General features: G+C 44.8%; 24 protein-coding genes and 1 other annotated feature (1 of these 25 running past the window's edge). Of the genes, 16 read left to right on the top strand and 8 right to left on the bottom strand.

Annotated features, from left to right (window positions below):
• Position 1 precedes the first annotated feature (1 nt).
• On the top strand, positions 2-1,369 hold the full coding sequence (locus tag KP625_RS06965; RefSeq protein WP_238296907.1) for a sensor histidine kinase: 1,368 nt from the start codon (positions 2-4) through the stop codon (positions 1,367-1,369).
• A gap of 58 nt (positions 1,370-1,427) precedes the next feature.
• Here the strand turns inward: KP625_RS06965 and KP625_RS06960 are convergent, their stop codons facing one another.
• The 3 genes from KP625_RS06960 to KP625_RS06950 are packed head-to-tail and all read right to left on the bottom strand — an operon-like array spanning position 1,428 to position 3,297.
• On the bottom strand, positions 1,428-2,063 hold the full coding sequence (locus tag KP625_RS06960; RefSeq protein WP_238296906.1) for an ABC-2 transporter permease: 636 nt from the start codon (positions 2,061-2,063) through the stop codon (positions 1,428-1,430).
• Complete coding sequence (locus KP625_RS06955) at positions 2,064-2,921, bottom strand: ABC transporter ATP-binding protein (protein WP_238296905.1); 858 nt, start codon at positions 2,919-2,921, stop codon at positions 2,064-2,066.
• Between the two features lies 1 nt (position 2,922).
• Complete coding sequence (locus KP625_RS06950) at positions 2,923-3,297, bottom strand: GntR family transcriptional regulator (RefSeq protein WP_238296904.1); 375 nt, start codon at positions 3,295-3,297, stop codon at positions 2,923-2,925.
• 178 nt (positions 3,298-3,475) lie between these two features.
• On the opposite strand from KP625_RS06950, the gene KP625_RS06945 reads away from it, so the two are divergent.
• The 5 genes from KP625_RS06945 to sdaAA all read left to right on the top strand — a co-directional run bounded on the left by KP625_RS06945 (position 3,476) and on the right by sdaAA (position 8,527).
• Positions 3,476-4,156 carry a polyphosphate polymerase domain-containing protein gene (locus KP625_RS06945; protein WP_238296903.1) on the top strand — a complete coding sequence of 227 codons (681 nt, stop codon included), beginning with the start codon at positions 3,476-3,478 and terminating at the stop codon, positions 4,154-4,156.
• Positions 4,157-4,204: 48 nt separating this feature from the next.
• Positions 4,205-4,873: a DUF4956 domain-containing protein gene (locus tag KP625_RS06940; RefSeq protein ID WP_238296902.1), complete on the top strand. Its 669-nt coding sequence runs from the start codon at positions 4,205-4,207 to the stop codon at positions 4,871-4,873.
• Between the two features lie 11 nt (positions 4,874-4,884).
• Entirely contained in the window at positions 4,885-6,792 is a 1,908-nt protein-coding gene (locus KP625_RS06935) for a CotH kinase family protein (RefSeq protein WP_238296900.1), read from the top strand.
• A 200-nt stretch (positions 6,793-6,992) separates the two neighbouring features.
• Complete coding sequence (gene sdaAB / locus KP625_RS06930; protein WP_238296899.1) at positions 6,993-7,664, top strand: L-serine ammonia-lyase, iron-sulfur-dependent subunit beta; 672 nt, start codon at positions 6,993-6,995, stop codon at positions 7,662-7,664.
• Positions 7,661-8,527 carry an L-serine ammonia-lyase, iron-sulfur-dependent, subunit alpha gene (sdaAA, locus tag KP625_RS06925; protein WP_370641332.1) on the top strand — a complete coding sequence of 289 codons (867 nt, stop codon included), beginning with the start codon at positions 7,661-7,663 and terminating at the stop codon, positions 8,525-8,527. Before sdaAB ends, sdaAA begins: the two co-directional genes overlap by 4 nt.
• A gap of 20 nt (positions 8,528-8,547) precedes the next feature.
• Here sdaAA and KP625_RS06920 read toward each other — a convergent pair whose 3' ends face one another.
• Positions 8,548-10,461, bottom strand: coding sequence for a hypothetical protein (locus KP625_RS06920; RefSeq protein ID WP_238296898.1), 1,914 nt, complete (start codon positions 10,459-10,461; stop codon positions 8,548-8,550).
• Between the two features lie 273 nt (positions 10,462-10,734).
• On the opposite strand from KP625_RS06920, the gene KP625_RS06915 reads away from it, so the two are divergent.
• Positions 10,735-12,567 carry an InlB B-repeat-containing protein gene (locus KP625_RS06915; protein ID WP_238296897.1) on the top strand — a complete coding sequence of 611 codons (1,833 nt, stop codon included), beginning with the start codon at positions 10,735-10,737 and terminating at the stop codon, positions 12,565-12,567.
• A gap of 7 nt (positions 12,568-12,574) precedes the next feature.
• Here KP625_RS06915 and KP625_RS06910 read toward each other — a convergent pair whose 3' ends face one another.
• Positions 12,575-13,600 carry a lysylphosphatidylglycerol synthase transmembrane domain-containing protein gene (locus KP625_RS06910; protein WP_238296896.1) on the bottom strand — a complete coding sequence of 342 codons (1,026 nt, stop codon included), beginning with the start codon at positions 13,598-13,600 and terminating at the stop codon, positions 12,575-12,577.
• A 110-nt stretch (positions 13,601-13,710) separates the two neighbouring features.
• Between KP625_RS06910 and KP625_RS06905 the strand changes: the two genes are divergently transcribed.
• Genes KP625_RS06905 through KP625_RS06895 form a run of 3 tightly spaced genes read left to right on the top strand, consistent with a single transcriptional unit; the run spans position 13,711 to position 15,162 of the window.
• Positions 13,711-14,247, top strand: a complete 537-nt coding sequence (locus KP625_RS06905; protein ID WP_238296895.1) for a spore coat associated protein CotJA — start codon at positions 13,711-13,713, stop codon at positions 14,245-14,247.
• 6 nt (positions 14,248-14,253) lie between these two features.
• Complete coding sequence (locus tag KP625_RS06900) at positions 14,254-14,520, top strand: spore coat protein CotJB (RefSeq protein ID WP_238296894.1); 267 nt, start codon at positions 14,254-14,256, stop codon at positions 14,518-14,520.
• Positions 14,521-15,162: a manganese catalase family protein gene (locus tag KP625_RS06895; RefSeq protein ID WP_021984605.1), complete on the top strand. Its 642-nt coding sequence runs from the start codon at positions 14,521-14,523 to the stop codon at positions 15,160-15,162. It begins immediately after the preceding gene.
• Between the two features lie 49 nt (positions 15,163-15,211).
• On the opposite strand, the gene KP625_RS06890 is transcribed toward KP625_RS06895, so the two are convergent.
• Positions 15,212-15,853, bottom strand: a complete 642-nt coding sequence (locus tag KP625_RS06890; protein WP_238296893.1) for a histidine phosphatase family protein — start codon at positions 15,851-15,853, stop codon at positions 15,212-15,214.
• Between the two features lie 16 nt (positions 15,854-15,869).
• The gene (gene ung / locus KP625_RS06885) at positions 15,870-16,544 is read right to left on the bottom strand and encodes a uracil-DNA glycosylase (RefSeq protein WP_177969964.1); all 675 of its coding nucleotides are present in this window, start codon (positions 16,542-16,544) and stop codon (positions 15,870-15,872) included.
• Positions 16,545-16,750: 206 nt separating this feature from the next.
• Positions 16,751-17,029, top strand: a binding site (T-box leader).
• 48 nt (positions 17,030-17,077) lie between these two features.
• On the opposite strand from ung, the gene KP625_RS06880 reads away from it, so the two are divergent.
• The 3 genes from KP625_RS06880 to KP625_RS06870 all read left to right on the top strand — a co-directional run bounded on the left by KP625_RS06880 (position 17,078) and on the right by KP625_RS06870 (position 21,180).
• Positions 17,078-18,748 carry a 2-isopropylmalate synthase gene (locus KP625_RS06880; RefSeq protein ID WP_238296892.1) on the top strand — a complete coding sequence of 557 codons (1,671 nt, stop codon included), beginning with the start codon at positions 17,078-17,080 and terminating at the stop codon, positions 18,746-18,748.
• Between the two features lie 141 nt (positions 18,749-18,889).
• Positions 18,890-19,984, top strand: coding sequence for an HD-GYP domain-containing protein (locus KP625_RS06875; protein WP_021984601.1), 1,095 nt, complete (start codon positions 18,890-18,892; stop codon positions 19,982-19,984).
• Between the two features lie 68 nt (positions 19,985-20,052).
• Complete coding sequence (locus KP625_RS06870) at positions 20,053-21,180, top strand: hypothetical protein (protein WP_238296891.1); 1,128 nt, start codon at positions 20,053-20,055, stop codon at positions 21,178-21,180.
• On the opposite strand, the gene yyaC is transcribed toward KP625_RS06870, so the two are convergent.
• A complete protein-coding gene (gene yyaC, locus KP625_RS06865; RefSeq protein ID WP_238296889.1) occupies positions 21,162-21,728 on the bottom strand; it encodes a spore protease YyaC in 567 nt (188 codons plus the stop codon). The two genes, KP625_RS06870 and yyaC, sit on opposite strands and share 19 nt — an antisense overlap.
• 223 nt (positions 21,729-21,951) lie before the next feature.
• Between yyaC and KP625_RS06860 the strand changes: the two genes are divergently transcribed.
• The 3 genes from KP625_RS06860 to KP625_RS06850 all read left to right on the top strand — a co-directional run.
• The gene (locus KP625_RS06860) at positions 21,952-23,166 is read left to right on the top strand and encodes a LysM peptidoglycan-binding domain-containing protein (RefSeq protein ID WP_238296888.1); all 1,215 of its coding nucleotides are present in this window, start codon (positions 21,952-21,954) and stop codon (positions 23,164-23,166) included.
• 64 nt (positions 23,167-23,230) lie between these two features.
• Positions 23,231-24,544 carry a DUF5711 family protein gene (locus KP625_RS06855; RefSeq protein ID WP_238296886.1) on the top strand — a complete coding sequence of 438 codons (1,314 nt, stop codon included), beginning with the start codon at positions 23,231-23,233 and terminating at the stop codon, positions 24,542-24,544.
• Positions 24,545-24,565: 21 nt separating this feature from the next.
• A protein-coding gene (locus KP625_RS06850; RefSeq protein ID WP_238296884.1) for a CvpA family protein crosses the window boundary here: on the top strand, positions 24,566-24,849 show its beginning. It continues 487 nt past the right edge of the window; only the first 284 of its 771 coding nucleotides appear in the window; it begins with the start codon at positions 24,566-24,568; its stop codon lies off the right edge, out of view.

Genomic DNA, 24,849 nt, shown 5'->3' with positions numbered 1-24,849 from the left:
ATTGGTTAAGACGTTACAGAAGAAGTTCATAATTACAGCGATGATTGCAATCACTGTGCTGCTCGTTGTGACGCTTGGCGCGGTCAACGTATTTAATATCAGCCGACTTCGAAATGAGATGAATAACACGCTTACCATGCTGGTCGAAAATGATGGAATGCGACCGGGGGATAACGCAGGCAATCCGCAGCTTGCAACGGTGACAGATGGAATGCCGGAGCCACCGGTGACAGGCGGGGCAGATCAGAACCAGATGGAATTGCCAGTACCAGAGACTGGGGCGACAGACAATCAGCCAGAACCACCAGAAGCAAAGGATGACAAACGTCCGAATCTCTTTAATCCAGAGATCAGCGAGGACATGGCGATGGCAGCACGATATTTCCTTGTGCGGTTTGACATGGATGGGAAGATCGTCTATACGGATGTAAATAACATTTCCTCCGTGGACGAAGAGACAGCCAATGCATATGCGAGTGAAGTTTATGCATCTGGAAAGACCTCTGGCAAGAAGGAAGAGTTTCGTTACAGAGTGCAGTCATCGAAGGATGGACGCGGCACGAATATTGTATTTCTGAATGTGGGCAGTGACCGGCAATCCATGCTGGCAGTGCTGCTTATATCCAGCCTGATTTTTGTTGTCGGCTGGGGCTTGATGTTGCTTTTAGTGATTGCGCTTTCCAAGCGTGCGATCCGACCGATTGCAGAGAATCTGGAGAAACAGAAGCAATTTGTCACAGATGCCGGACATGAGATCAAGACACCGCTTGCGATTATTCTCGCGAACACAGAGGCGATGGAGCTGCATAACGGTGAGAGCAAATGGAGCAAGAACATTCGCAAACAGACCGAACGCCTGTCGGGACTAATGAAGAATTTGCTTACTCTGGCGCGGATGGAAGAAGGAACGGCACCGGTCGTGATGACTGATCTGGATATGAGCAAGCTCACGAAGGAAGTGGCAGACTCGTTCGTGGAATCCGCGAAGCTGAAAAAGATTGAACTGCAGACGAAGATTGCTTCAGATATCAAATTGCATGCAAACCGTGAGGAGATGACACAGCTTCTCACGATCCTGCTGGACAATGCGATTAAGTATTCTATTGAGCAGGCGGACATTGTGCTTACGCTTGCAAAACGTGGCAAGGAAGTAATGCTTAGCTGTGAAAATACATGCGAGAAGCTGCCAGATGTGGAAGCAGACCGGCTTTTCGATCGCTTCTACCGCTCAGATGCAGCACGTACCCAGAAGAGTGGCGGCTACGGCATCGGTTTATCCGTTGCCCGAGCCATCGTACAAAACCACAAAGGAAAAATTTCTGCTGAGTACAAGGATGGCAATCGGATTGTATTCAAAGTAGAATTATAATAAGAAAGAGAGGATTTAGCTTGATCCTCTCTTTTTGAAACTATCTTATTTCTTCTTGTTATGCTAATTCGGTTTTTCTATATATTTTTATAGACACGATAGAAGATATTATTAAAAGCAGTGCACTTATGATCAAGCTTCCAAGCAGTAAAAGTGCAGGGTGAATATTGGATAAAAATTTCAGGTTTATCCCTTTTTTCATTAATTGGGCAAATCCAACAGGGGTTGCCGTGATAAGGACTGTGAAGAATAATTTTGTCTTTTCATATCCAACTTTGTATTGGATTGGCAGGTAGATACTTAAACACAGTGACACAAGCAGGAATAGCACAATTGGGATTCTGCAGCCTACGCTTTGAAGTGTTGGAAACAAAAGTGCTTCGATTCCAAAAATCAAACAGCAGGCGAAATAGATCACGATGCAAAAAATATATCTCGACAGCACAATGTTTTTCCTTGAAAATGGCAATGCACACAGTAACGTGGATGCTTTTGGATATTGCGTTTCTTTTAGAGAAACATATTGCAAAAGCATCAAAATCGAGAAAACAGTCACTAATCCAAATCCGAATATTCCGGCGAATTCCGGCATACGCCATAGCAAAAATATTGGAAATAGGATACAGACTGCAGCCATGAGCAGTACATATTTCTTTACAATTAGAAACTCTTTTTTCACTAATTGAAGTAACATTTAGTTCCCTCCTTTGATATTGCTGAGCATGATATCTTCGATGGATGGCCGTTCGAGCATGCAGTCTGGCATGAGCTTTCTGAGATCATCCGCATATTTGGTAATCGCGGTGAAACCGAACGGTGTTTTATCAATATTCATCAATAGTTTTTCGGTATCCGGACATAAATCTGCTACATCGCCTTTTACGATTCTGTAACGATCCAATAAATTGTCTTTCTCTTCCTGAAAAACAATATGCCCTTCATCAATCATGATTAACGTATCTGCAATTTTATCCAGATCAGACGTTATGTGTGTCGAAAAGAACACGCCGCGTCCGCCGTTATCCATAAACTCTTTCAGGATCTCTAACAACTGATTTCGGATAAGCGGATCAAGACCACTGGTTGGCTCGTCCATAATCAGAAATTCTGCTTTATGGGATAAGGCAAGTGCCAGAGCATATTTCATTCGCATACCCTTTGACAGGGTGCCGATCTTCTGCTTCGGGTTAAGTGAAAATCGCGCAAGATACATGTTATAATCATCATTACTCCATGATTTGTATGCGGAAGCTATGATGCTTTTCATCTCGGATAAGGTCAATTCATCATAGAAACCGCCATCATCGAGAACAATTCCGATTCGTTCTTTAATTTCTTTTTCGTTGGAAGATAAATCCATTCCAAACCATTTGATCGTACCGGATATTTTAGGAACCAGCCCTAAAATAGACTTGAGTGTGGTTGTTTTTCCGGCTCCGTTTTTTCCGATAAAGCCTGTGATGCACCCATCAGGCAATGCAAATGAAATATCTTGCAGAGAAAAGCCCGGATAGCTTTTGTTCAACCCTGTAATCTCTAAAATGTATTCCATTTTAGTCCTCCTCATATAGAATATTCATCATATCGTTTAACTCTTCTTGTGTGATTCCAAGAGATTTTGCGGTCTGTATCATATCCAGCATTTTTTGTTCTATGATTCGTCGTTTCGAATCCCTTAAAAGGTCTATATTTGTAGTAGAAACAAAAGTTCCGATACCGACCTGACTATTTACAAAGCCCTCTTTTTCTAGATCATCGTAAACCCGTCGTATTGTCAAAATACTTACCTTCAAATCATTGGCAAATGTTCGAATGGACGGTAAGGCTTCACCTTCCGCTAATTCACCCTTTAAAATAGCATCGATAATCTGTTCTTCGATCTGCTGATAAAGCGGAGAATCGGATGTATTTGATATAAGGATTTTCATTCCAAGCCTCCTTAAAGTGTGATGTATGTATATACACACCATACACTATACATACATTTATGTCAATAGAGAATATTTCATTTAGATTTTCTAAGGTAAATTTAAGGTTGCCCCCGTATACTCATGATCAGAGCAGGAAATCCTGCAACGATACGACATAAGATCGGGAGGTGAGACTATGAATTACAGACACGAACTAAAACATGAGATAACCTATGGCGATATGCTTTGCTTGCGTGGACGCCTGAACACTGTCGCCCATGCAGATGCGCATGGCAATCATGGAAAATACCACATTCGCAGCCTGTATTTTGACAATCTGTACGATAAAGCGTTTATGGAGAAAATCAATGGCGTGAACTGCAGGGAGAAATATCGCCTGCGCTATTATGATGGCGATACATCCGTGATTCATCTGGAGAAGAAATCGAAGATCAACGGACTATCCTGCAAACAGAGTGTGCAGGTGACGGCAGAGCAGGTGACGCAGATTCTGCGCGGCGATGTCGCGTGGCTGCAGAAGTCGGAAGAACCGTTGCTACGGGAATTCTACACGAAGCTTGTGAATCAGGAACTGCGGCCGAAGACAATCGTCGATTACACGCGGGAAGCATTTACCTATGCACCTGGAAATGTACGGGTGACGATGGACTACGATATACGAACCGGCATGTGTGGGTTGGATTTTCTGAATGCAGAATGTGTTACGCTTCCGATTATCGAGAATCACCGGATTCTGGAAGTGAAATGGGACGCATACCTGCCGGATTGTATCCGTAGTGCAGTCCAGCTTGGAAATCAGGGCACACAGAGCTTCTCGAAATACGCGGCGTGCCGGGCGTATGAATATGCAGGTTAGAAACAGCAGATAAAATGAAAATGACAGGAAGAAAAAAGGAGGAAACCTATGGGATTTGGAGATGTTTTTAAGTCAAGTTTTTTGGAGAATATAGCGAGCGTGAGTATTCTGGATATGGTGATTGCACTGGTGCTTGCATTTGGAATCGGTATGTTTATTTTCTTTGTTTATAAGAAGACATACTCCGGTGTCATGTATGCGCCGGGATTTGGTGTGACGCTGGTCGCGCTCACGATGATCACAACTGTCGTGATCTTGGCGGTAACTTCGAACGTGGTGTTGTCACTTGGTATGGTTGGTGCGCTTTCTATCGTGCGTTTCCGTGCGGCAATCAAAGATCCGCTTGATATTGCATTTTTGTTCTGGTCGATTGCGGTCGGCATTGTGCTTGCGGCAGGTATGCTTCCACTTGCATTGATCGGAAGTATTTTCATTGGTGTGATGCTTCTTGTGTTTGTCAACCGAAAATCACATGTACACCCATACATCCTGATCGTACAGTGCGACGGACACGACAGCGAGGTGAAGGTACGTGAGTTCATGGAGAAACAGGTGAAAAAATGCGTAGTTAAAAGCAAGGTTGCACAGCCGGGACATGTGGAGTTGAATCTGGAGGTGCGTATGAAGGACGATAATGCAGACTTTGTAAATATTCTATCGGAGATGGACGGTGTGAGCAGTGCATCGCTCGTCAGCTTCAACGGAGAATTTCTCTAGGAGGTGATGCGATGTCGACAGGCAAACATATTGACAAGATTTGCTGCATCATTTTGATATTTACAATCTTGATTACTGTCGTGTTCTGCAATGCGGAAAGTCTGGGTGTGAATAAGCTTCCGATTACGATGGGATATGAGAAGAAGCTGTTTGATACATCGAAGGTGCATACGATCAATATTGTGATGGACGATTGGGATTCCTTTATCGATGGATGTGAGGACGAGGAATATGTGTCCTGTGCAGTCGTGATCGATAACGAAGCCTATAAAAATGTTGCGATCCGTGCAAAGGGCAATACATCCCTGAGCTCGGTTGCCGCATATGGCAATGATCGGTACAGCTTCAAGATTGAATTCGACCATTTTGACAGCGGCAAAAGCTATCATGGTCTGGACAAATTATCACTCAACAATATCATTCAGGATAATACATACATGAAAGATTACCTGTGCTACCAGATGATGGGGTATATGGGCGTGGATGCACCGCTTTGCAGCTATGTCTGGATCACCGTCAATGGAGAAGCGTGGGGCTTGTATCTCGCAGTTGAAGGCGTGGAAGATAGTTTCTTGGAGCGAAACTACGGCACTTCCTATGGAGAACTTTATAAGCCGGATAGTCAGTCGATGGGAGGCGGCCGTGGAAATGGTGCGGATATCTCGGAGACGGGACTGGCAGAGCAATTCTTTGGCGAAGATACAGCCAGTGACAGTGATGCGACCGCAGATGGAAAATCCACAGGTGGACAGGAAATGCAGCCGCCAGATGGAGATTCCGCGGGTGGACAGGATATGCAGCCACCGGATGGAGATTTCATAGGTGGACAGGGAATGCAGAGCCCGGATGGAGCTTTCACAGGTGGACAGGATATGCAGAGACCGGATGGACAGAAGATGGAACCGCCGACAGGTACGGAGTCTGACGGTCAGAAAATGCAGAAACCGGATGGTGACATGGGCAATAAGCAAGGCGGACCGGGAGGCAGTATGGGAAGTGATGATGTATCGCTCATCTATTCGGATGATGAATATAGCAGTTACAGCAACATCTTCGATAACGCCAAGACAGATATTACAGACGAGGATAAAGAACGTCTGATTGCTTCACTGAAGTCTCTGAACGAGAATTCAGATATCGAGGATGTGGTAAATGTAGATGAGGTGATACGCTACTTCGTCGTACATAATTTCGTCTGCAACTTCGACAGCTATACCGGTTCGATGATCCATAATTACTATCTGTACGAAGAAGATGGACAGCTTTCAATGATTCCGTGGGATTACAATCTCGCCTTTGGCGGATTCTCGGCGGGTGGCGGAGGCAGCGATTCGGCAACACAGATGGTGAACTATCCGATCGATACACCGGTCTCCGGTGGAATGGTAGATTCCCGCCCGATGCTTGCGTGGATCTTTGCAGATGAGAGCTATACGGAACTGTATCACACGTATTTTGATACGTTTATCTCCGAGTATTTTGAGAGCGGATATTTCGAGAATCTGATTACAGAGACGGAGAATCTGATTGCTACTTATGTAGAACAGGATCCAACAAAATTCTGTACCTATGAAGAGTTTGAAACAGGTGTGGATACGTTGAAATCGTTCTGCCTGCTCCGGGCAGAGAGCATCCGCGGACAGATAGATGGCACGATTCCGTCTATAAGTGATGGGCAGCAGGAAGATGATTCCGCACTCGTCGATGCTTCATCCATTTCCCTTACGGATATGGGAAGCATGGGACATGGAGGCGGTACACCGGGCGATGGTGACATGTCGGATATGACGGATGAGAACGGCGGACAGATGCCGGGTAACGGTGAGCGACCGGATATGTCGGATGGTGATGGCGGACAGATGCCGGAAAATGGTGACAGACCGGATGGCAGTGTTGGAACACCGCCACGGATAGATTAATCTTAGAAGTCTCATCAATAATCAAACTTATAATAGAAAAGTTCAGGATGTAAATAAAAGCAACAATTTAAGTGAATCAACCGGAAAAACTGTGAATGAAAAGACCAGTCGTTTCCGGTTGATTTTTTTTAGTTTGTATTGTATGTTTGACATAATTTGAAGGCAGAAATCTCATAATACAGAAGAAAGAGAGTGAAGCAATGAATATATTTGATGTCGTAGGACCTGTGATGGTCGGACCGTCGAGTTCCCATACCGCAGGTGCTGTTAAAATAGGATATATCAGTCGGAAGCTGTTGGGCGAACAGCAGGTTTGCGCACGTATTTTATTATATGGGAGCTTTCTGACGACCGGAAAAGGACATGGTACGCGGAAAGCGCTCGTGGCGGGGTTGCTTGGAATGCAGCCGGACGATGCGCGGATTCCGCAGGCGCTTACGCTTGCCGAAGAACAGGGTATGAAGATCGAATTTGGAGAGGCGCAGTTAAAGGAAGCGCACCCGAATACCGCACAACTTTTTCTGCAGGGACAGGATGACAGAAGTCTGGAAATCATCGGGCAGTCGCTGGGTGGTTCCCGGATTAACATTGCCGAGATTGACGGAATTGAGACGAATTTCTCCGGTGATTATCCGACGCTTGTCGTACACAATCAGGATCAGCCGGAACACGTGGCGGAGGTGACGTCGATGCTTTCACACAAAGGTGTAAACATTGCGTACATGCAGTTGTACCGCTCCAGCCGTGGCGGAGAGGCGGTTATGGTCGTGGAATGCGATCAGGAGATTCCGAAGGAGGGAATTGACTGGTTGAAGAAGGTCGAGGGTGTGAAGAAGGTGACATACCTTAGTATAGGAGGCGAGACAAAATGATAATGTATCATTCGATTCAGGATATATTGGGGCTGTGCGAGAAAGAACAGATGACGTTTGCACAGGTGATCGAACGTGCGGATATGGAGGAACGTGCCGTGACGCAGGAAGCTTCCTATGCGAAGATGCAGAGCATGTATGCGGCGATGCACCATGCGGATGCAACCTACGATGCAAAGCTTACGTCAGCGTCCGGACTGGTCGGTGGCGATGGCGAGAAGCTTCACGCATATAACAAAGCGGGGAAGAATCTCTGCGGTGATTTTTTAAGTCTGGTGATGGAGAAAGCAATCAAGATGGCAGAGGGAAATGCGTGCATGCGAAGGATCGTTGCGGCACCGACCGCAGGTTCGTGCGGCGTGATTCCGGCGGTGTTCCTGACGGCGCAGGAGAAGCTTGCATGTACGGAAGAACAGATGGTGGCGGCGATGTTCATTTCCGCAGGGGTAGGTGCCGTCATTGCGGAAAATGCTTCGATTGCCGGTGCATCCGGCGGTTGTCAGGCAGAGATTGGTTCAGCATCTGCGATGGCAGCGGCAGGGCTATGCTTCCTGCAGGGTGGCACGAACGAGATGATTGCAAATGCGGCCGCACTGGCGCTTAAAAATATGCTTGGACTTGCGTGTGATCCGGTCTGTGGACTGGTCGAAGTACCTTGTGTGAAACGGAATGTTGCCGGAGCTGTCAATGCAGTAAGTGCAGCACAGCTATCTTTGGCAGGGATTAAGAGTGCGATTCCGGTGGATGAAGTGATTGACGCGATGCGTAGAATCGGAAATGAAATGTCTCCGAACATAAAAGAAACGGGTCAGGGTGGACTAGCAACCACCCCGACCGCGATTCAAATAGGAAAGAGTTTATAATTGTGAAAAAGTTTAATTGATTAAGGTTGTGTTACTTCATAGTCCGAAAAGCTTGTGGTCGATTCGGCGTCACTTGTGTCAACCGTTGTGCTGTAGCTGTCGACGGTTATTTTGTAGCTGCTTGTACCCTGTACATAGACTGTGCCATCGGTTCCGACAATTGTAACTGTCTTGCCGCTTGCATCGGTGATCGTTCCGGCGCAGTAGAGATTTGTCAGTGTGCTGTCGCTGGTTACTGTCCATGTGCTTCCTTTTTCGATATAGACATTGCAGTAGCCGTTCCCGCCATTTCCAGCATAGGTCTCATCATCTGTAATGGCACCTGTGAGTGTGCTTTCACCGGTCATGTAGAAATCAAGCTGGCTGATGGAATCCCAGATCACATCACCTTCCATGTCTTGATCGATGGCGGTGAATTTACAATCCGCACCGTTGGAACCGGAAGTACCCCAGCCACGCTGGGTATTGTTGCCGGTACAGCGAAGGAAGAAAACATTGTCATCTGCATAGGTGATATCTACATCATTTAAGATAAATGTGGACTCGGTATTGGTCGTATAGAACATACCGCCGTTTTTCGCTGTCAGGCTGCCACCGTCCATCTCAAATGTACTGTTACCAACTTCTGAATCACCGGACATACTCTGGTACAAAATCACATTCCATGTGCAGTCGTTCTGACTGTCATCTGACATATTTCCGGTCAGATCGGTATCAAACAAACGAAGTGAATTTAATCCCTCGATGCAGACTGCTTCGGAACCATTTGCGGCGAGCGTTGCGCCGCTTACTGCGATATCGGCAGTGCTGTATACGGCAGGGGAACCGGTTCCGTTTGAGGTATAGGTTCCGCCATCGACAACCATCGTTCCGCCGCCTCGGTCACTACGGATAGCGGCAGAAGAGTTGCCGTCAGTCTCTACATCGAGATTCCATGCGTAGAGTGTACCGCCGCCAGCCGCGTGGATACCGCCAGCTGTATTTCCGGTAGTCTTAATTGTGGAATCGGAGATGTAGACCGTACCGTCACCGTAGGCAAATGCGCCTGCGGCACCGTTGGCGTCCGTTGTAATTGTGCTGTTCGTGATCGTTGTCTGTCCGTCGGTTGTAAGGATTACTGCACCGACACCGTAGAAGCTGGAGTTATCACCACCGCTGCTTTCCGCAGAAGATCTTGTGACGGTAATATTATTCAATTTTACATTCGCGCCATCATACACATGGATAGCGTTTTCATCCGTGCCTGTGGACTCAAATGTCTCGCCGTCCACGTCCGTGTCGGTTGTATATTCCGAGACAGCATCGTAGCTTTCCACTCCACCGGAGTTCCCGCCGCCCGGCTGTCCCGGAGCACCTCCACCTGCATTTCCGTTTGATATCACAATGGCGGTTACGGTTCCGTCATCATCAAAGGTTACCTGTATCGTGTCACCGACTTGGATATCTGTCAGGGATGCGTCGGTGGAAGTTGCCATATCGCCACCCGGAGCATTTCCGGAAGGGACCTCGCCGTCTGGCATTTCCGGTGGTGTGTTGCTGTCAGAATTGTTATCGGAACTTCTGTCACCGGACTGACCGCCATTATCAGAAGGAGCATCGCCATCCGGTTTCTCCGGAGGTGTGTTGGAACTGCCATCGCCGGACATCTCCGGTGGCAGCCCTATGCCTTCACGGGTGATCTCTACATCATCATCATTTACGGTAAAGGAAATGTCGTCCTCCTCGCCTTCCGGGGTCATGGAGATCGTATCACCATCAATCTCAGTTACCTCACCGGAGATCGTCTGTCCTGCATAGCTGTTCCCTTCCTTGACTGCCTCTGTAGGTGTTGCCTTAGTGGTTGTTGTCGTATCTGTTTTATTTGCGCATCCACCAAGCAGGGCAGTTGCAAGCATCGTTACTGTTACAAGTGGTAAAATAGATTTTTTCTTCATAAAATCACGTCCTTTCGAATTCGTTTTGTTTTTGTTTACAATACGAAGTATAGGGGACGAACCTTAAATCAACCTTAGAAATAAAATGTCGATAATAGTTTCTTGTCTTTTTCAATGAAAAAAATTATACTTTTACTATAGAGGGGAAATTCGACACCTTCATAGAATATGCGGACAGAGAATTGGAGGGATTGTATGAAAAGATCATTTTTTAGAATAGTATTTGTGTGTGTTATGGCTTTGTTGCTTGTACCTGTTGAGAGGGCAAGGGCTATGAGTATTTATATAGATTTAACGATTATTGGTGAAGCAGATCTGACTTTGGAGGTTGAGTCAGGTGACAGTATTGATAATGTGAAACAGAAAATTCGGAATGCCGGAATTTCTACAGATGGAAAGTATCTTTATTTCGGAGATAGATTACTCGCAGATGGTCGTACTCTTGCAGACTATAACATTCAAAAACAAAGTAAACTGCGATTGTCGGACGAAATTGTGGTATCTGATGTTTCGGAATTATCCAATGCGGTTGATTCGACTGCGGCGAAAATAAAACTGATGTCGGATATAGAAATACCGGCATGTATATTGATCAAAAGAACGGTTACGCTTGATCTCAATGGTTATGTTATGAAGGCGAACGGAAGCGGTAATGTAATCCGGATAGTGAGTGGGGGGGATCTGACGATTGTGGATGGGAATCCAGCCGCGGAGCATACATTCAGTGAGAACAATGAAGGTTTATGGGTGATTGCAGCTGGTGGGAATAAGCTTGTCTACGGAGGCGTTATTACAGGAGGTAATTCCCCAGCCGGAGGCGGCGTGTATGTTGCAGAGGGCGGTGCTTTCACCATGCAGGGTGGAAATATCATTGGATGCAGCGCCAGAGAAGGCGGTGGTGTGTATGTAGAGGGCAGTTTTTCCATGTCAGGTGGAACGATTTCTGGGTGTCTTGCCAGAGCAGACGGGGACGATACAAGAGGGGGAGGTATTTGTAATTTTGGAAATACGACTTTGTTTGCGACGGCGAAGATTCAAGGATGTCGTGCTATCGCAAGTGATGTGTATGGATTTGAAGGTGGAGGACTGTATAGTGTAAGGAACCTGATAATTTGTGATGAAGTGACGATTACTGATTGTAAAGCGAATGAGTGGAATGGATCCATGCAGGTTGGAAGCGATGGGAACAATCAGATTTCAGGCGGCATATTTGACGATGGAGTTAAAATAGATTCAGGTGGAAATTTATCTGTGACAGGCGGAATTTTCAATGGACCGGTAAGAAATAGAAATGTGATTTCGGATGGAACGTTTAATGATGTAGTAAATAATGATGGCACGATCTGCGGTGGTACATTCAATGGGACAGTTACGAATGTAAAGGGGAGAAGCCATGGCATTATTTCAGGCGGTGTTTTCCATGCGCCGGTGATAAATGAAACGTGTATTCCAGAACCGGAAAATACGCCGGGACAGATTTCAGGTGGAACGTTCGCAGGTGGGATTACCGGGGCGTATATTGTGACCTTTGACGCGGATGGAGGTACAGAATGTCCAGCACAGGTGCTGGCAAATGTTCCAGCAAAACAACTGGAAAATCCAACGAAAAAAGGATATATTTTCGAGGGGTGGTACAGGAATGACGAGCCATATGATTTTACGATACCTGTGACAGAATCGGTGACTTTAAAGGCAAGGTGGAAGATCTGTGATCATGCAGGAAGTGCAGTACAGCCAGACTGTACATCGTCCGCAGTCTGTACGATCTGCGGTGAGAAATTCGACACACGGGGACATAGGAATCTTAAGCATTTTCCAGCGCAAACGGCTACGGACAATGCAGAGGGAAATATTGAATACTGGTATTGCGATGCATGTAATAGATATTATAGTGATGCGGATGCAACGAAAGAAATTGGGAAAGCAGATACTATAATAAAGAAAAAGGATATAACAGAAAGAAATGTAACAGATACGAACGCTTCAGCGGGAAACAAAAGCCCGGATACTGGTGATTGCGATGTGATTGGGATGATGTTCTTGCTTCTTCTCAGTGGTTTAGGCGTTGTCAATATGGTAATCCAGCGGAAGAAGAATGAGAAATAGCAGCATTTTACTTCTCATCCCTCTTCCGTACCGCCAGTGCCGGAACCAGTCCGATCACGAAAGGAACGATCCAGGTGAATAACCGGTAGATTACAAGTGCGGCTGCTACGGCATCGCCGTCCGGAATGACACAGGCGAAGAACAACGCGAATACAAAGTCAAGCGTACCGACACCGGATGGTGCCAGCATGACACAGCCAACCATGTTGCAGACGGCAGTAAGTCCCAGACAGGTTGCAACTGTGACAGAATAACTTCCGGCAAAGAAAATTCCCGGAATTGCATACCAGCATGCGAATTTGAAGAAATCCAAACCGACGACAGTCAGAAACAATCGCTTATCTTTCCATACGATACGCCCTTGTTCCTGCAGATAGTCGATGGAAACCTGCGCTTTATCCAACAGCGGATACAGGCGGCTCTTTTGTTTCACAAGCTTTCGAGCCAGCTTCATGATCAAATCGGAGAATTTCTTGGAAACCGTTAATATAAACAAAAACAGACAGATTAACGAAATCACAACTGCACCGGCAAACATATACCACGCGTATTTGCGGATGCCACTGTGCCCGCTCAAGATCAGAAGGATAAATGACACAATGCCAAAGATTCCGATTGTGATCTTCTGGAATGTGTACTGTGCAATAGACATACCGGTTGCGGTACTCACACGGATGCCATGCAGATTATAATAATAAAGCTGCGCGACTCCGGTTCCGCTTCCAAGTGTTGCAATCCGGAAAAATGTACACAGGTATGCACAGGTGATTCCCTGCCATACAGATAAACGATGGTCGCAGGTGTTCGTCATTTCGCTGATGATACAGCCTTCCGCGATGAAATACAGATTTCCGAGCAGCAGACACACAACCAGTTTCCATACAGGAGTTATCTGGATTTCTTCCAGTGCTTCCTGCATCAGATCCTGATTTTTATAGCATACAAAAGCAATCAGCGCAAAGATAACCAACCATTTTGCGATGCTTTTTAATACCATTTTCTGATTTTTATCCGACTGATGTGTATCGTCCATTTTGTTCCCCCATTATATGGAAATAAAAGATAATAGCGTTATTTTAGTATGTTTGTCCAATCTTTGCAAGATATATTCCTGTTTTCACATTTTTCTCACAAATACATACAATGAAGTATACAAAGAGAATGTTTGAGGTAATCATTTTGGATTCTTATAGAAACTATGGTTGCGGCAGAGGTCGTAACATGAATCCGCGCGGCACAAATGGCAGCTATCCATATTCTGGTTCCAGCCGCTGTGTGATGCCGGCCGATACGACGTGCCGGAAATCTTCCATGCCGGATTGCGGTTGTGGAGATAAACCATTCATGCCGGATTGTGGTTGTGGTAATAAACCATCCATGCCGGATTGTGGTTGTGGTAATAAACCATCCATGTCGGATTGCGGCTGCGGAAATAAACCATCCATGCCGGATTGCGGCTGCAAGGAAATGCCGATGAAATCAGATTGTGGGTGTGCATCCATTCCACGCAGAAATAACTGCAGATGCGGAGATAAAAACGAACATATGCGTCACATGCCGGTTGGCATAGGCTATGTTCCAATGCAAAAATGGGAGGAAATGTACGATCCGGCAACAGCTTTGTGTCAGGGCACCGCATTTCCTTGTCTGAATCTGATTTTCTGCGGGAAAAGGGGGTAACGGATCATGAAACCTATGTGCAAAGCAGAACTTCGACAGTTTATCGATCAGGTTTCCTTTATGATTGATGATATTGCCTTATTTTTAGATACGCATCCAGACTGCCGGGAAGCAATAGATGCCTATAATCATTTCAAGATGCTTCGGTGCGAAGCTGTTTCGGATTATGTAAAACAATATGGTCCACTCAATCGCTATGATGTGGACACGTGCGACGATTGGAATGCGTGGATTGATGGTCCATGGCCTTGGGAAGGAGCGTGTGGTTGTTAAATGTGGATTTATGAAAAGAGACTTCAATGTCCTGTGAATATTAAGGAGACAAATGCGAAGCTGGCGCAGGCAATCATATCACAATATGGCGGTCCTGACGGGGAAATGGGCGCATCCATGCGTTATCTGTCCCAGCGATATGCTATGCCATACAAAGAGTGTCAGGCAACTCTGACGGATATCGGAACGGAAGAGCTCGGACATCTGGAGATTGTTGCATCCATCATCTACCAGTTGACGAAGAACCTTTCTATGGAAGAAATCAAAGCTTCCGGCTTTGACAAATATTATATCGATCACACGATTGGTATCTGGCCGCAGGCAGCGGGAGGTATTCCGTTTAATGCCTGTGAATTCCAAAGCAAGGGGGATACGATTACCGACTTGTATGAGGATCTGGCGGCTGAACAGAAGGCACGCAGTACCTACGACAACATCCTCCGATTATGTAAGGATTATCCGGATGTTTACGAGCCTATCAAATTCCTGCGAGCACGTGAAGTAGTGCATTTCCAGCGGTTTGGTGAAGCACTGCGTCTGGTGCAGGATAAACTGGATGAGAAGAATTTCTATGCATTTAATCCGGCGTTTGACCGTTCGGCACCATGTGTGGATAAGAAGAAATGTAATTGTGAAAAATAATGGTCTTTCTACCATTGATCTGATATACAAAAAGGGACTGCCGCGCTTATTAGCGACAGTCCCTTTTTGTATTCTCCTGCAGTGTATAAAATAACTTTGTCTCATCTATGATTCGATATTTCCCGCCGGTATAATCCACAATCATCACGTTACAGTTTTGCTGCAATCCGCCCGACCAGAAATCCTTGATCTCATGTTTTTTGATATAAGACATAATTCCTTTGTTGAGTGCACCATGTGCAACAATCATCACACGTTCGCAGGAAGTGGCGAGCGGTTCAATCTTGTCCTGCATAAAATCTCCGGCGCGTGCAATCAGATGCGGAAGCGTCTCTGCGTCGTCTGCAGGTACATACAATTCCGGCTGCTTGAAGAAGTAGCGGAATGTAAGAGTTTCATCTTTGATCAGTTCTGAGAAATTCTGACCTTCAAAATGTCCGAATGATAATTCACGTAACCGGTCATCCGTTTCAATCTCGATATTGCGTCCGTTCCGAATCAGGCAGGCTGTTTTATAGGCGCGCTTTAATGGACTGGAAAAAATCTTGTCAATCCGTGTATCCATTAATGCTGTACCCGTCAGCCGTGCAACTTCGCGTCCTTTTTCACTTAATTCGATATCCTCGCGCCCTTGTAGACGTTTCTCACGGTTCCACAGGGTTTCTCCATGGCGTACAATATATATTTCCATATTTTATCTCCAATTCCTAAATATTCTCAATCTGCCAGTCGATTGGAGCTACGCCGTGCTTCTGCAAAAATTCATTCGCCTGACTGAAGTGTTTACAGCCGAAGAATCCTCGGTAGGCGGAGAGCGGCGATGGGTGTGGTGCTTTCAGGATCAAATGATTTGGGTTATCCAACATGGCTGCTTTTTTCTGTGCGAAGCTTCCCCATAACAAAAATACGATTGGCTGGTTCTGCTTGTTGACGGCACGGATTGCTGCGTCTGTGAATTCTTCCCAGCCCATGCCCTGATGGGAAGCAGCCTGATGTGCCCGCACGGTTAAAACTGCGTTGAGCAGAAGAACTCCCTGCTTGGCCCATTTGACAAGGTATCCGTTGTTTGGAATATAGCAGCCTACATCATCATGCAATTCCTTATAGATATTGGCCAAAGACGGTGGGATATCCACACCCGGTTTTACGGAGAACGAAAGTCCGTGCGCCTGTCCGGGACCATGATAAGGGTCCTGCCCGATGATGACACATTTCACATCCTTTAACGGTGTCAGATGAAACGCATTGAAGATGTCATCTCCGGGTGGATAGATCGTGTGGGTGCTGTATTCCTTCCCGATAAAATCAAACAGCTTTCGATAATAGGGCTTATTATATTCCGGTGCCAAAACCGCAGCCCAGTCATTTCGAATTGGTGGCATAATACTCTCCTTTGCAAGCACTGCCGGCGCGCGGCTGGCAGATATCAATTCGTTATTTTCTATATAGTACTAGATTATCACAACTGTCAGGAGAATACCACATGGATTTTCTCTATAAAATAGGAAATGTTTTGCAGATGTAAATCTTTTTCGATTATTTGAAAAATGTGGTTGACCGCAAAAAGAATCTGTGATAATGTAAATCTGTAAATGCAGAGAAGAGGAATAGTAGGAATCCAAAGGATTTCAGAGAGTCGTTGGCTGGTGTGAAACGATAATCCGAAGATTTTGAACTCGCCTTGGAGCAGCCGATTGAACAGATGTGAGACGAAGCGGTTTGACATAAGTAGATCCGGACGGAGCCTGACCGTTACAGCGGGAAGATATAGGATGCATGCATCTTTGTATCTGTGAGAGCATACGATATGTATGAATTAGAGTGGTACCGCGTAAGAGGTTGGAATGATGAAACTTGCGTCTCTAAGTAGTTATTAGAGGCACAGGTTTATTTTTTTATGTATGGAGGTAGAAATATGAAGAATTTTGAGCATTACAAGCGTGGCTATTATATGCCACCGGTACAGAGTACAGACTGGGTAAACAAGGAGTATATTGATAAGGCGCCGGCATGGTGCAGTGTGGATCTGCGTGACGGCAATCAGGCACTGATCATTCCGATGAGTCTGGAAGAAAAGCTTGAATTTTTCAAAGAATTGGTGCGAGTGGGCTTCAAGGAAATCGAAGTAGGTTTCCCGGCAGCATCTGAGACAGAATACAAGTTCTGCCGGACATTGATTGAGGAAAATCTGATTCCGGATGATGTGACAATCCAGGTTCTGACACAGGCGAGAGAGCACATTATCAAGAAAACATTTGAGGCAATTCAGGGTGCAAAGAATGTGGTTGTGCATCTGTATAATTCTACATCCTATGCACAGAGAACACAGGTGTTCAAGAAGTCTAAGGAAGAGATTCTGAAGATCGCAACCGACGGTGCAAAGCTGTTGAATGATATGGCAGACCAATATGGTGTAAACCATCAGTTTGAATATTCGCCGGAAAGCTTTACCGGAACTGAAATTGACTATGCGTTGGAAGTATGTAATGCCGTCATCGATATCTGGAAGCCGACACCGGAGCGTAAGGTTATCATCAATCTTCCTGCAACCGTTGAGATGTCATTGCCGCATGTTTATGCAAGTCAGATTGAGTATATGAGCAAGAATCTGCATGACCGTGAAAATGTCGTACTTTCCCTTCATCCGCATAATGATCGTGGTTGTGGTGTTGCGGATGCAGAACTTGGTATACTGGCAGGTGCAGACCGTATCGAGGGTACACTGTTTGGAAATGGTGAGCGTACTGGTAACGTTGATATTATTACACTTGCTATGAATATGTTTACACATGGCGTCGATCCGAAGCTGGATCTGTCTGATATTCCACGTTTGACAGAGGTTTATGAGAGACTGACAAGAATGCATGTATACGAGCGTTCTCCATACACAGGACAGTTGGTATTTGCAGCGTTCTCCGGTTCCCATCAGGATGCGATTGCCAAGGGCATGAAGTATCGTGAGAATGATCCGGATGGTATGTGGACTGTTCCGTATCTGCCATTAAATCCAGAGGATGTCGGAAGAAAATACGATGGAGATGTCATCCGTATCAACAGTCAGTCCGGAAAGGGCGGCATCGGATTCTTACTCGAGCAGAAGTATGGATTCAACTTGCCACCGAAGATGCGTGAGGATCTTGGATATACAGTTAAGGGTGTATCTGACCATCAGCATAAGGAACTTTCTCCAAAGGAAGTATTGGATATCTTCCAGAACGAATATGTAAACCGTGATGATACAGTTAAGCTTGTGGAATATCATTTCAAGCAGATCGACGGTATTCAGGTAGAACTTACAATTCTGGTAAATGGCGAGAAGAAGGTATATCATGGACAGGGAAATGGACGTCTCGATGCGATCAGCAATGCGATCATGAAGCATTTCGATATCAAGTTCTCGCTTGTTACATATGAAGAACATGCATTGCAGGTCGGCTCGGATTCGCAGGCATGTGCATATGTTGGACTGGAAGTGGAAGGCGTGAAAGGTATTGTCTGGGGCGCGGGTATCAAGTCCGACATTATTGATGCCTCTGCCTATGCTTTAATCAGTGCATTGAACCGTTCAAACCATATGAACAAATAGACATTTGAATAAAATATACCATGTTGTTTCTTCTTGTTTTATCTGACAGTTTGTGCTAAAATAATCTAAATGTTGTGTCGATAATACAGTTGACAACATGCGTGGATAAATGTGCAAAAAACGAGCAGGAGGAGTAACACCATGATATTTGTGAAGTCGGAAGACTTGAAATATGGTATGCGACTGGCAAAACCAATCTACAACAAGACTGGTGTTTTGCTGTATGAGCGTAATACAAGACTGACACTTCAGGGTATCGAAAGTGTAAAGAATTTTGGCCTGCTCGGATTATATATTCTGGAGCCGGCGGAACCGGTGCCACCGATGTCAGAGGAGGATCTCGATTTTGAGCGTTTCCAGACGATGGCGGTGTTTAGCATTCGGGAAGAACTGGATAACATTATTGCCGGCAGAGAACCAATCAACCTGAAACGCTTGGCGAATGCAATCATTACAAACTATGGACGTCTGGATCATAAAATCACGTTCACACAGAATCTGCGTTCAACCACGGATTATGTATACAAGCATGTGATAAATACAGCGATTTTGTGCGCGTTAATCTCGGCACAGGTGTATTATACACCAACGGAGCAGGAAGAACTGGTATTGGCGGCATTGCTGCATGATATCGGAAAGCTGTTGCTGCCAAACAAAGTGCGAGAGAAGTACGATGATTACGATACGAATGACCTGATCATTGTCAAGAAGATTCAGAACGATGGATTGGGATTGCTCAGACCGGAGATTGGAATCGATAGTGGCGTTCGCAGAATCGTAGCCCAGATTCACCGGATGGAATATGGAAACAGCAATCTGGAACAGGGTAAGATTTTAAAGAGTACGAAGATTTTGAAAGTTGCGAATCTGTTTGATACGATGACCTGTATGAAGATTAGTGAGGAAGCCATATCAGAGATTGCAGCGATCAAATATCTGTTATTGAATAAAGACGAGTTCGATGAGGAGATTGTTGGAGCATTGATTAAGAGTATCAACATTCTGACACCGGGCGTATGTATCGAGCTTACGAATCGTGAGAAAGGGCTTGTCATATCAGAGAATCCGCAGAATATTCTGCGTCCGGTTGTCTTGGGATTCTCAACGAATAAAATTTATGATTTGAGTAATAATGGTGTATATCGGCGTTACCAGATCGTTGATATAATGAAGACTATGGATAATCGTATCAAGGTTGACCGGGAACGATTGGAAGAGTACATGAATAAGCGATGATTGGATGCAATTATCGCTTGTTCCATTTTTAGAGAAAATATCCGAATCCAAACGAGGAGGTATGCAGGATGGCAGAAAATAAATTTGACGAAAAACAGGATTATATCGTTGCGGCGCGTGACGAAGTGATAAAACGGGATGAATATGCGGCAAATATCGACAGGATGAAACAGCAGCAGAAGAAATTGTCGCGGAGTATTGCATCGGAAGAAAAGTCGATTTCAGATGAAATTGCAACCACGATCAAGAAACGCCGGCAGGAGATTCAGGCAACCTACGATGACAGACTTGATGATAATCGTGCGCGTAAAAAGAAGGTGGCAAATAAGCGTGATAAGAAAAAAGAAGAGCGCATGGACAAACGTTATCATGAAGAGACAAAGAGCTTACGCGAAAGTGATAAGGATTTGAAGGTTGAGATGCAGACGTTGTTGCGGAAATATAAGCTTCCATCTTTCTGCGGTAAGAAATTATACTTTGCATTGTTTTATGCGCGGAACGTACGGGAGTTTGGATTGAAACTTCTGGTATTTATAATCGGTTTTGGCGGTATTCCGGGACTTGTGACATTTCTTATAAAAAAACTTGTACTTGATACAAAGAAAGATATTAATATTGCGTTTTGGTGTGCGCTGATTGCGGCAGGAACGCTGATAGTGTTATTATTGATTTATTTTGCGATTTACAGTAAGACGAAGTTGAAACACATGGATGCATTGACACAGGCACGCAGTATCCGGGACAAGATGATTGCGAATAAGAAGCAGGCGAACGCAATTCGTCATTCTATCAACAAAGATCATGATGACAGCCAGTATAATCTGGATGCATATGACGAAAAGATGGATAACCTGGATGCGGAAGCGGATGCCATTGGCAAGGAAAAGCAGGAGGCGCTTCGGGCATTTGAGGAAGAGACAACCGTTATGATCACAGAGGAGATCAATAACCGCAGACTTCCGGCGTTAGAAGCGATGAAGGAAGAAAAAACAAGTCTTGAAAATGAAGTTGCGGCTGAGGAAAAACGCTTTTCGGATCAGACTCTTTTGATTGCGAATAAATATGCAGCCATTCTTGGCGAGGATCTGTGCAGGCAGGACAAACTGGAGGAACTGATTGCAATTATGCAGGAGGGGCAGGCAGATACGGTTTCGGAAGCAATCTCTGTCTACAAAAGTCAGAAGGCATCCAGATGATGAATTGAATATTTGAGTGCGTGAGCAATGCAGTCAGCGAGCTGCATAACGGTGTACAGACGGGTGGACTGCAGGAGTCCCGGATGTCCGCCGGATACGTTAACAATGCCGGTAATGGAGAGGTCTCCGATTGCCGGCAATTTCTTTTTTACGCCTTTGCCGGGCAGAATCGGACCATCATTGACCGTGACCAGACCGACATGCGAACTGCTTCCAAGCGAAGCATCTACCGCAATTACAAATGGATTTTCATAATTGTTTTTGATATCATGTAGGGCGTCACAGATATTCAAGGCATGGACGGGGGCGGACAGACATCCCATAACATGGAAGGTTTCACTATAATTTAAAAGCTGTTCCCCGACAAGTGGACCGAGACAGTCGCCTGTGGCACGGTCGGTTCCGATACATAGAATGATAGGGGTATATTGTTCGATTTCTACATCCTGCAGATATTCCAGAATACATTTTCCGAGCTCAATATGGGTATGCCCTTGTGTAACATCAAAATACTGAATCCCGGTTTTTCGTTCTGCTATTTCCTTCATAGACACCTCAGACACATTTGCTCCTTTTATACTTTATGCACAAAGTATTAACATGTTGTTAGAAAAATAAACAAAGCTGCAATCTGTTTCCTTTTCTGTCGCAGAATACACGTTGTTGAAATAAGTTGCGGTGGAAAGCGGGAAACAGGCGACAGGTTTCGAAACACATCATTTGTATCTGATGCTATATTCTATAAAACAAATTATGGAGGCGTAGCATAGCATGATTGAGATTATCTATGATAAAGACAAGGACAAAGAAAAGCAGGGAACAAGCGAAAAAAATGAACACGAGGTAAGCGTAAACCTGCGCCTGCCGAAAAACATACGTCAGATTGGAAATCCGGATGGACATAAGCGGATCTACATGGAAGATTATGTGGTTACATATCTGAATTATATTGCCAGACCGGGAAGTACACAGGCGCGTGGCGCAATCTTGCTTGGAGAAAGCAAGAAATCGGATATGGGGGATGTCATATTTATCAGTGGTGCGGTTGATGCGCAAAATATTGAATTTGATATGGATGAAAGCGAGTTTACGCAAGAAGCGTGGACAACTATTTATGACCAGGTGAAACAATTCTTCCCGGGGTTGTCGGTGATGGGATGGTTTTTGTCCCGGATGGGATTTTCGACTGCTGTCAACGACAAAATCGAGAAAATGCATGTAGAGAATTTCCCGGGTAAAGATAAAGTGCTGTTTATTACGGATTCGCTGGAATCAGAAGATGCATTTTATATGTATGAACAAGGACAGCTTGTGAAACAGAAGGGGTACTATATTTACTATGAGAAAAACGAGGCAATGCAAAACTACATTATGAAGCAAAAGGGAGATGTTCCCTTGGAACAGACCGAGATCCAGAGAAAAGATGAAGAAATCGTGCGTCAATTTCGCCGCAAAAACAAGGATCTGCCGGAAAACAAAGATACAGGAGTCGGATTTGTGTATATTGCAAGTTCTTTTGTCGTACTCGCGCTCCTGGCGATGGGAATCACAATTGTAAGTAATTACGACAAGATGAAAAAGATGGAGGTATCTATCAATCGCCTTGAAGTCACAGCAGATACAGCTGTGGATTCTGACTATGTGGAGGCGATGGCGACAACCGAGATTCCATCAGCAACCGGAATGGATGCAGCAAATGGTCAGGCGACAACGGAGGCAATCCTATCCGCTCCTACAGAGCAAGTGGTGCCGGATGCAACAGAAAACACCGGAATAACGGAAACTGTGACAACGGAAAGTGCGCTGCCGGTAGCGGCAGATCAGGAACAGTATTATATTATTCAGGATGGAGATTCTTTAAGCTCGATTGCATTTACACGGTATGGCGATGCAGATCTGGCTTCAAAAATTGCAGAGGCAAACGATATTGGAATTGATGATAACATCTTTGTCGGGCAGAAAATACTCCTACCCAATATGGAGTAAATGTGATATACTTTATTGAATTATGTAGTTGTATTTTGAACCGAATAGACTATGAGGAAACAATATGAGAAAAAAAGAAAATACAGACGAAAAGATAATTGATGTGGGTGGTTCGCAGATTGCGGGCGAGCGCAACGCAGAATATGTAAATAAGAAGCGAAAAAAACAACGGATTACAAGAATCATTATTTTGTTTCTGCTGGTGGCGGCAGCTGTGGTGTATGTGATAGGTACGCACTGGGAGTATAAAGGTTACAAGGTCGTAGAAAGTAATCAGACAGATTACTCAAATACAGCGAGCTATATCCGGTTCAGCGACAACCTGCTTAAATATACGACGGATGGAGTTTCCTATATCAATGCAAAAGGTGAGACGGTCTGGACGACAGGAATCAATATGAAGGTTCCGGTTGCTGTTGCAAGTGGGGATTATGCAGTTGTTGCAGACATGAATGGTAACACCGTCTGTGTATTCAACACAGAAGGAGAAGTCAGCAGTCAGACGATGCAGTATCCAATCTGTGATGTTGATGTCGGCGATCAAGGTGTGTTTGCGGTCGTGCTTGAAAGTGAGAAAACAAACTATGTGAATCTTTATACACGTAAAGGTGAGATTGTATATGAGATTCAGACAAGTATCGATAAGAATGGATATCCGCTTGATATTTCTATCTCTGACAATGGAGAAAAGTTATTTACAAGCTATATGAGAGTTGGGAATATGGTTATGGAGAATGCTCTGGCAGCCTATAATTTTGGAGAGGTGGGGCAGAATAGTAATGCGGACCGTCTGGTTGGCAGCTATGATTTTTCAGATCAGGTGTTTTCAAAGGTGCAGTTTGTTGATAATGATACTGTAGTTGCATTTGGAACAAAAACGATTGAGATTTACACCATGAAAGAAAAACCAATGCTCAAAAAGCGTATTGCATTCGAGCAGGAAATCCGAAGTGTGTTTTATGGAGAAGATTATATTGGTGTGATTCAGAAAAACACAAATGCAGATATGGATAACCTCTATACGATCCAGGCCTATAATCTGCGCGGAAATGAGATGTTTTCCAAATCAATCTCTTTTGATTATGACAACATATTTGCCGGTAAAGATGAGATTATTGTGACAGGTGGAAATGATTGTGCAATCTTTCGTAAAAATGGATCTGTGAGGTTTGATGGAAAATTGAAAAATCGCATACGAAGCGTGGTGCCAAGCGGAAAACATCTGGAATATGTAGTTGTATACGAGAACGAAACACAGGTAATCAAACTGAAAAATGTACTGCCGACAGGAGAGTCTCAGACAACTTCAAACGGTACGCAGGCGGAGACCGTAACAGAAAATCTTCCGACGACAGCAACACCGGGAGATGCAGAATAAGAGAAAATAAGGTCAGGAAAAATGACATTTATAGTAGTACTTGCGATATTAACGGGAATGTTTATAGGGTTTCGGAGAGGATTTCTGCGGTCTGTATTCAGATTGCTGATTACAATCCTCTCTGTTGTATTGTCTTACATTTTAGCGCCGTTGATTGCAAATTGGTTAATTTCATATACATCACTGGATGATAATATTCAGAAATCAATCGCAACACAGATTGAAAGTTCAGCAAGGCAGCAGGTGAAAAATCAGTTAGATGCATCTCTTGCGCCATATGGTATACCGGTAACGGAGGATATGAT

It is taken from the genome of Eubacterium sp. MSJ-33, assembly GCF_022174665.1.
Classification (GTDB): domain Bacteria; phylum Bacillota; class Clostridia; order Lachnospirales; family Lachnospiraceae; genus Coprococcus_C.
This window is presented reverse-complemented; position numbering and strand designations above follow the sequence as displayed.

What these genes read in the sequence shown, in the direction of transcription:
- KP625_RS06960 (WP_238296906.1), bottom strand. Translation starts at nt 2,063, where the DNA reads ATGTTACTTCAATTAGTGAAAAAAGAGTTTCTAATTGTAAAGAAATAT.
- KP625_RS06955 (WP_238296905.1), bottom strand. Translation starts at nt 2,921, where the DNA reads ATGGAATACATTTTAGAGATTACAGGGTTGAACAAAAGCTATCCGGGC.
- KP625_RS06950 (WP_238296904.1), bottom strand. Translation starts at nt 3,297, where the DNA reads ATGAAAATCCTTATATCAAATACATCCGATTCTCCGCTTTATCAGCAG.
- KP625_RS06945 (WP_238296903.1), top strand. Translation starts at nt 3,476, where the DNA reads ATGAATTACAGACACGAACTAAAACATGAGATAACCTATGGCGATATG.
- KP625_RS06940 (WP_238296902.1), top strand. Translation starts at nt 4,205, where the DNA reads ATGGGATTTGGAGATGTTTTTAAGTCAAGTTTTTTGGAGAATATAGCG.
- KP625_RS06935 (WP_238296900.1), top strand. Translation starts at nt 4,885, where the DNA reads ATGTCGACAGGCAAACATATTGACAAGATTTGCTGCATCATTTTGATA.
- sdaAB (WP_238296899.1), top strand. Translation starts at nt 6,993, where the DNA reads ATGAATATATTTGATGTCGTAGGACCTGTGATGGTCGGACCGTCGAGT.
- sdaAA (WP_370641332.1), top strand. Translation starts at nt 7,661, where the DNA reads ATGATAATGTATCATTCGATTCAGGATATATTGGGGCTGTGCGAGAAA.
- KP625_RS06920 (WP_238296898.1), bottom strand. Translation starts at nt 10,461, where the DNA reads ATGAAGAAAAAATCTATTTTACCACTTGTAACAGTAACGATGCTTGCA.
- KP625_RS06915 (WP_238296897.1), top strand. Translation starts at nt 10,735, where the DNA reads ATGAGTATTTATATAGATTTAACGATTATTGGTGAAGCAGATCTGACT.
- KP625_RS06910 (WP_238296896.1), bottom strand. Translation starts at nt 13,600, where the DNA reads ATGGACGATACACATCAGTCGGATAAAAATCAGAAAATGGTATTAAAA.
- KP625_RS06905 (WP_238296895.1), top strand. Translation starts at nt 13,711, where the DNA reads ATGAAGTATACAAAGAGAATGTTTGAGGTAATCATTTTGGATTCTTAT.
- KP625_RS06900 (WP_238296894.1), top strand. Translation starts at nt 14,254, where the DNA reads ATGAAACCTATGTGCAAAGCAGAACTTCGACAGTTTATCGATCAGGTT.
- KP625_RS06895 (WP_021984605.1), top strand. Translation starts at nt 14,521, where the DNA reads ATGTGGATTTATGAAAAGAGACTTCAATGTCCTGTGAATATTAAGGAG.
- KP625_RS06890 (WP_238296893.1), bottom strand. Translation starts at nt 15,853, where the DNA reads ATGGAAATATATATTGTACGCCATGGAGAAACCCTGTGGAACCGTGAG.
- ung (WP_177969964.1), bottom strand. Translation starts at nt 16,544, where the DNA reads ATGCCACCAATTCGAAATGACTGGGCTGCGGTTTTGGCACCGGAATAT.
- KP625_RS06880 (WP_238296892.1), top strand. Translation starts at nt 17,078, where the DNA reads ATGAAGAATTTTGAGCATTACAAGCGTGGCTATTATATGCCACCGGTA.
- KP625_RS06875 (WP_021984601.1), top strand. Translation starts at nt 18,890, where the DNA reads ATGATATTTGTGAAGTCGGAAGACTTGAAATATGGTATGCGACTGGCA.
- KP625_RS06870 (WP_238296891.1), top strand. Translation starts at nt 20,053, where the DNA reads ATGGCAGAAAATAAATTTGACGAAAAACAGGATTATATCGTTGCGGCG.
- yyaC (WP_238296889.1), bottom strand. Translation starts at nt 21,728, where the DNA reads ATGAAGGAAATAGCAGAACGAAAAACCGGGATTCAGTATTTTGATGTT.
- KP625_RS06860 (WP_238296888.1), top strand. Translation starts at nt 21,952, where the DNA reads ATGATTGAGATTATCTATGATAAAGACAAGGACAAAGAAAAGCAGGGA.
- KP625_RS06855 (WP_238296886.1), top strand. Translation starts at nt 23,231, where the DNA reads ATGAGAAAAAAAGAAAATACAGACGAAAAGATAATTGATGTGGGTGGT.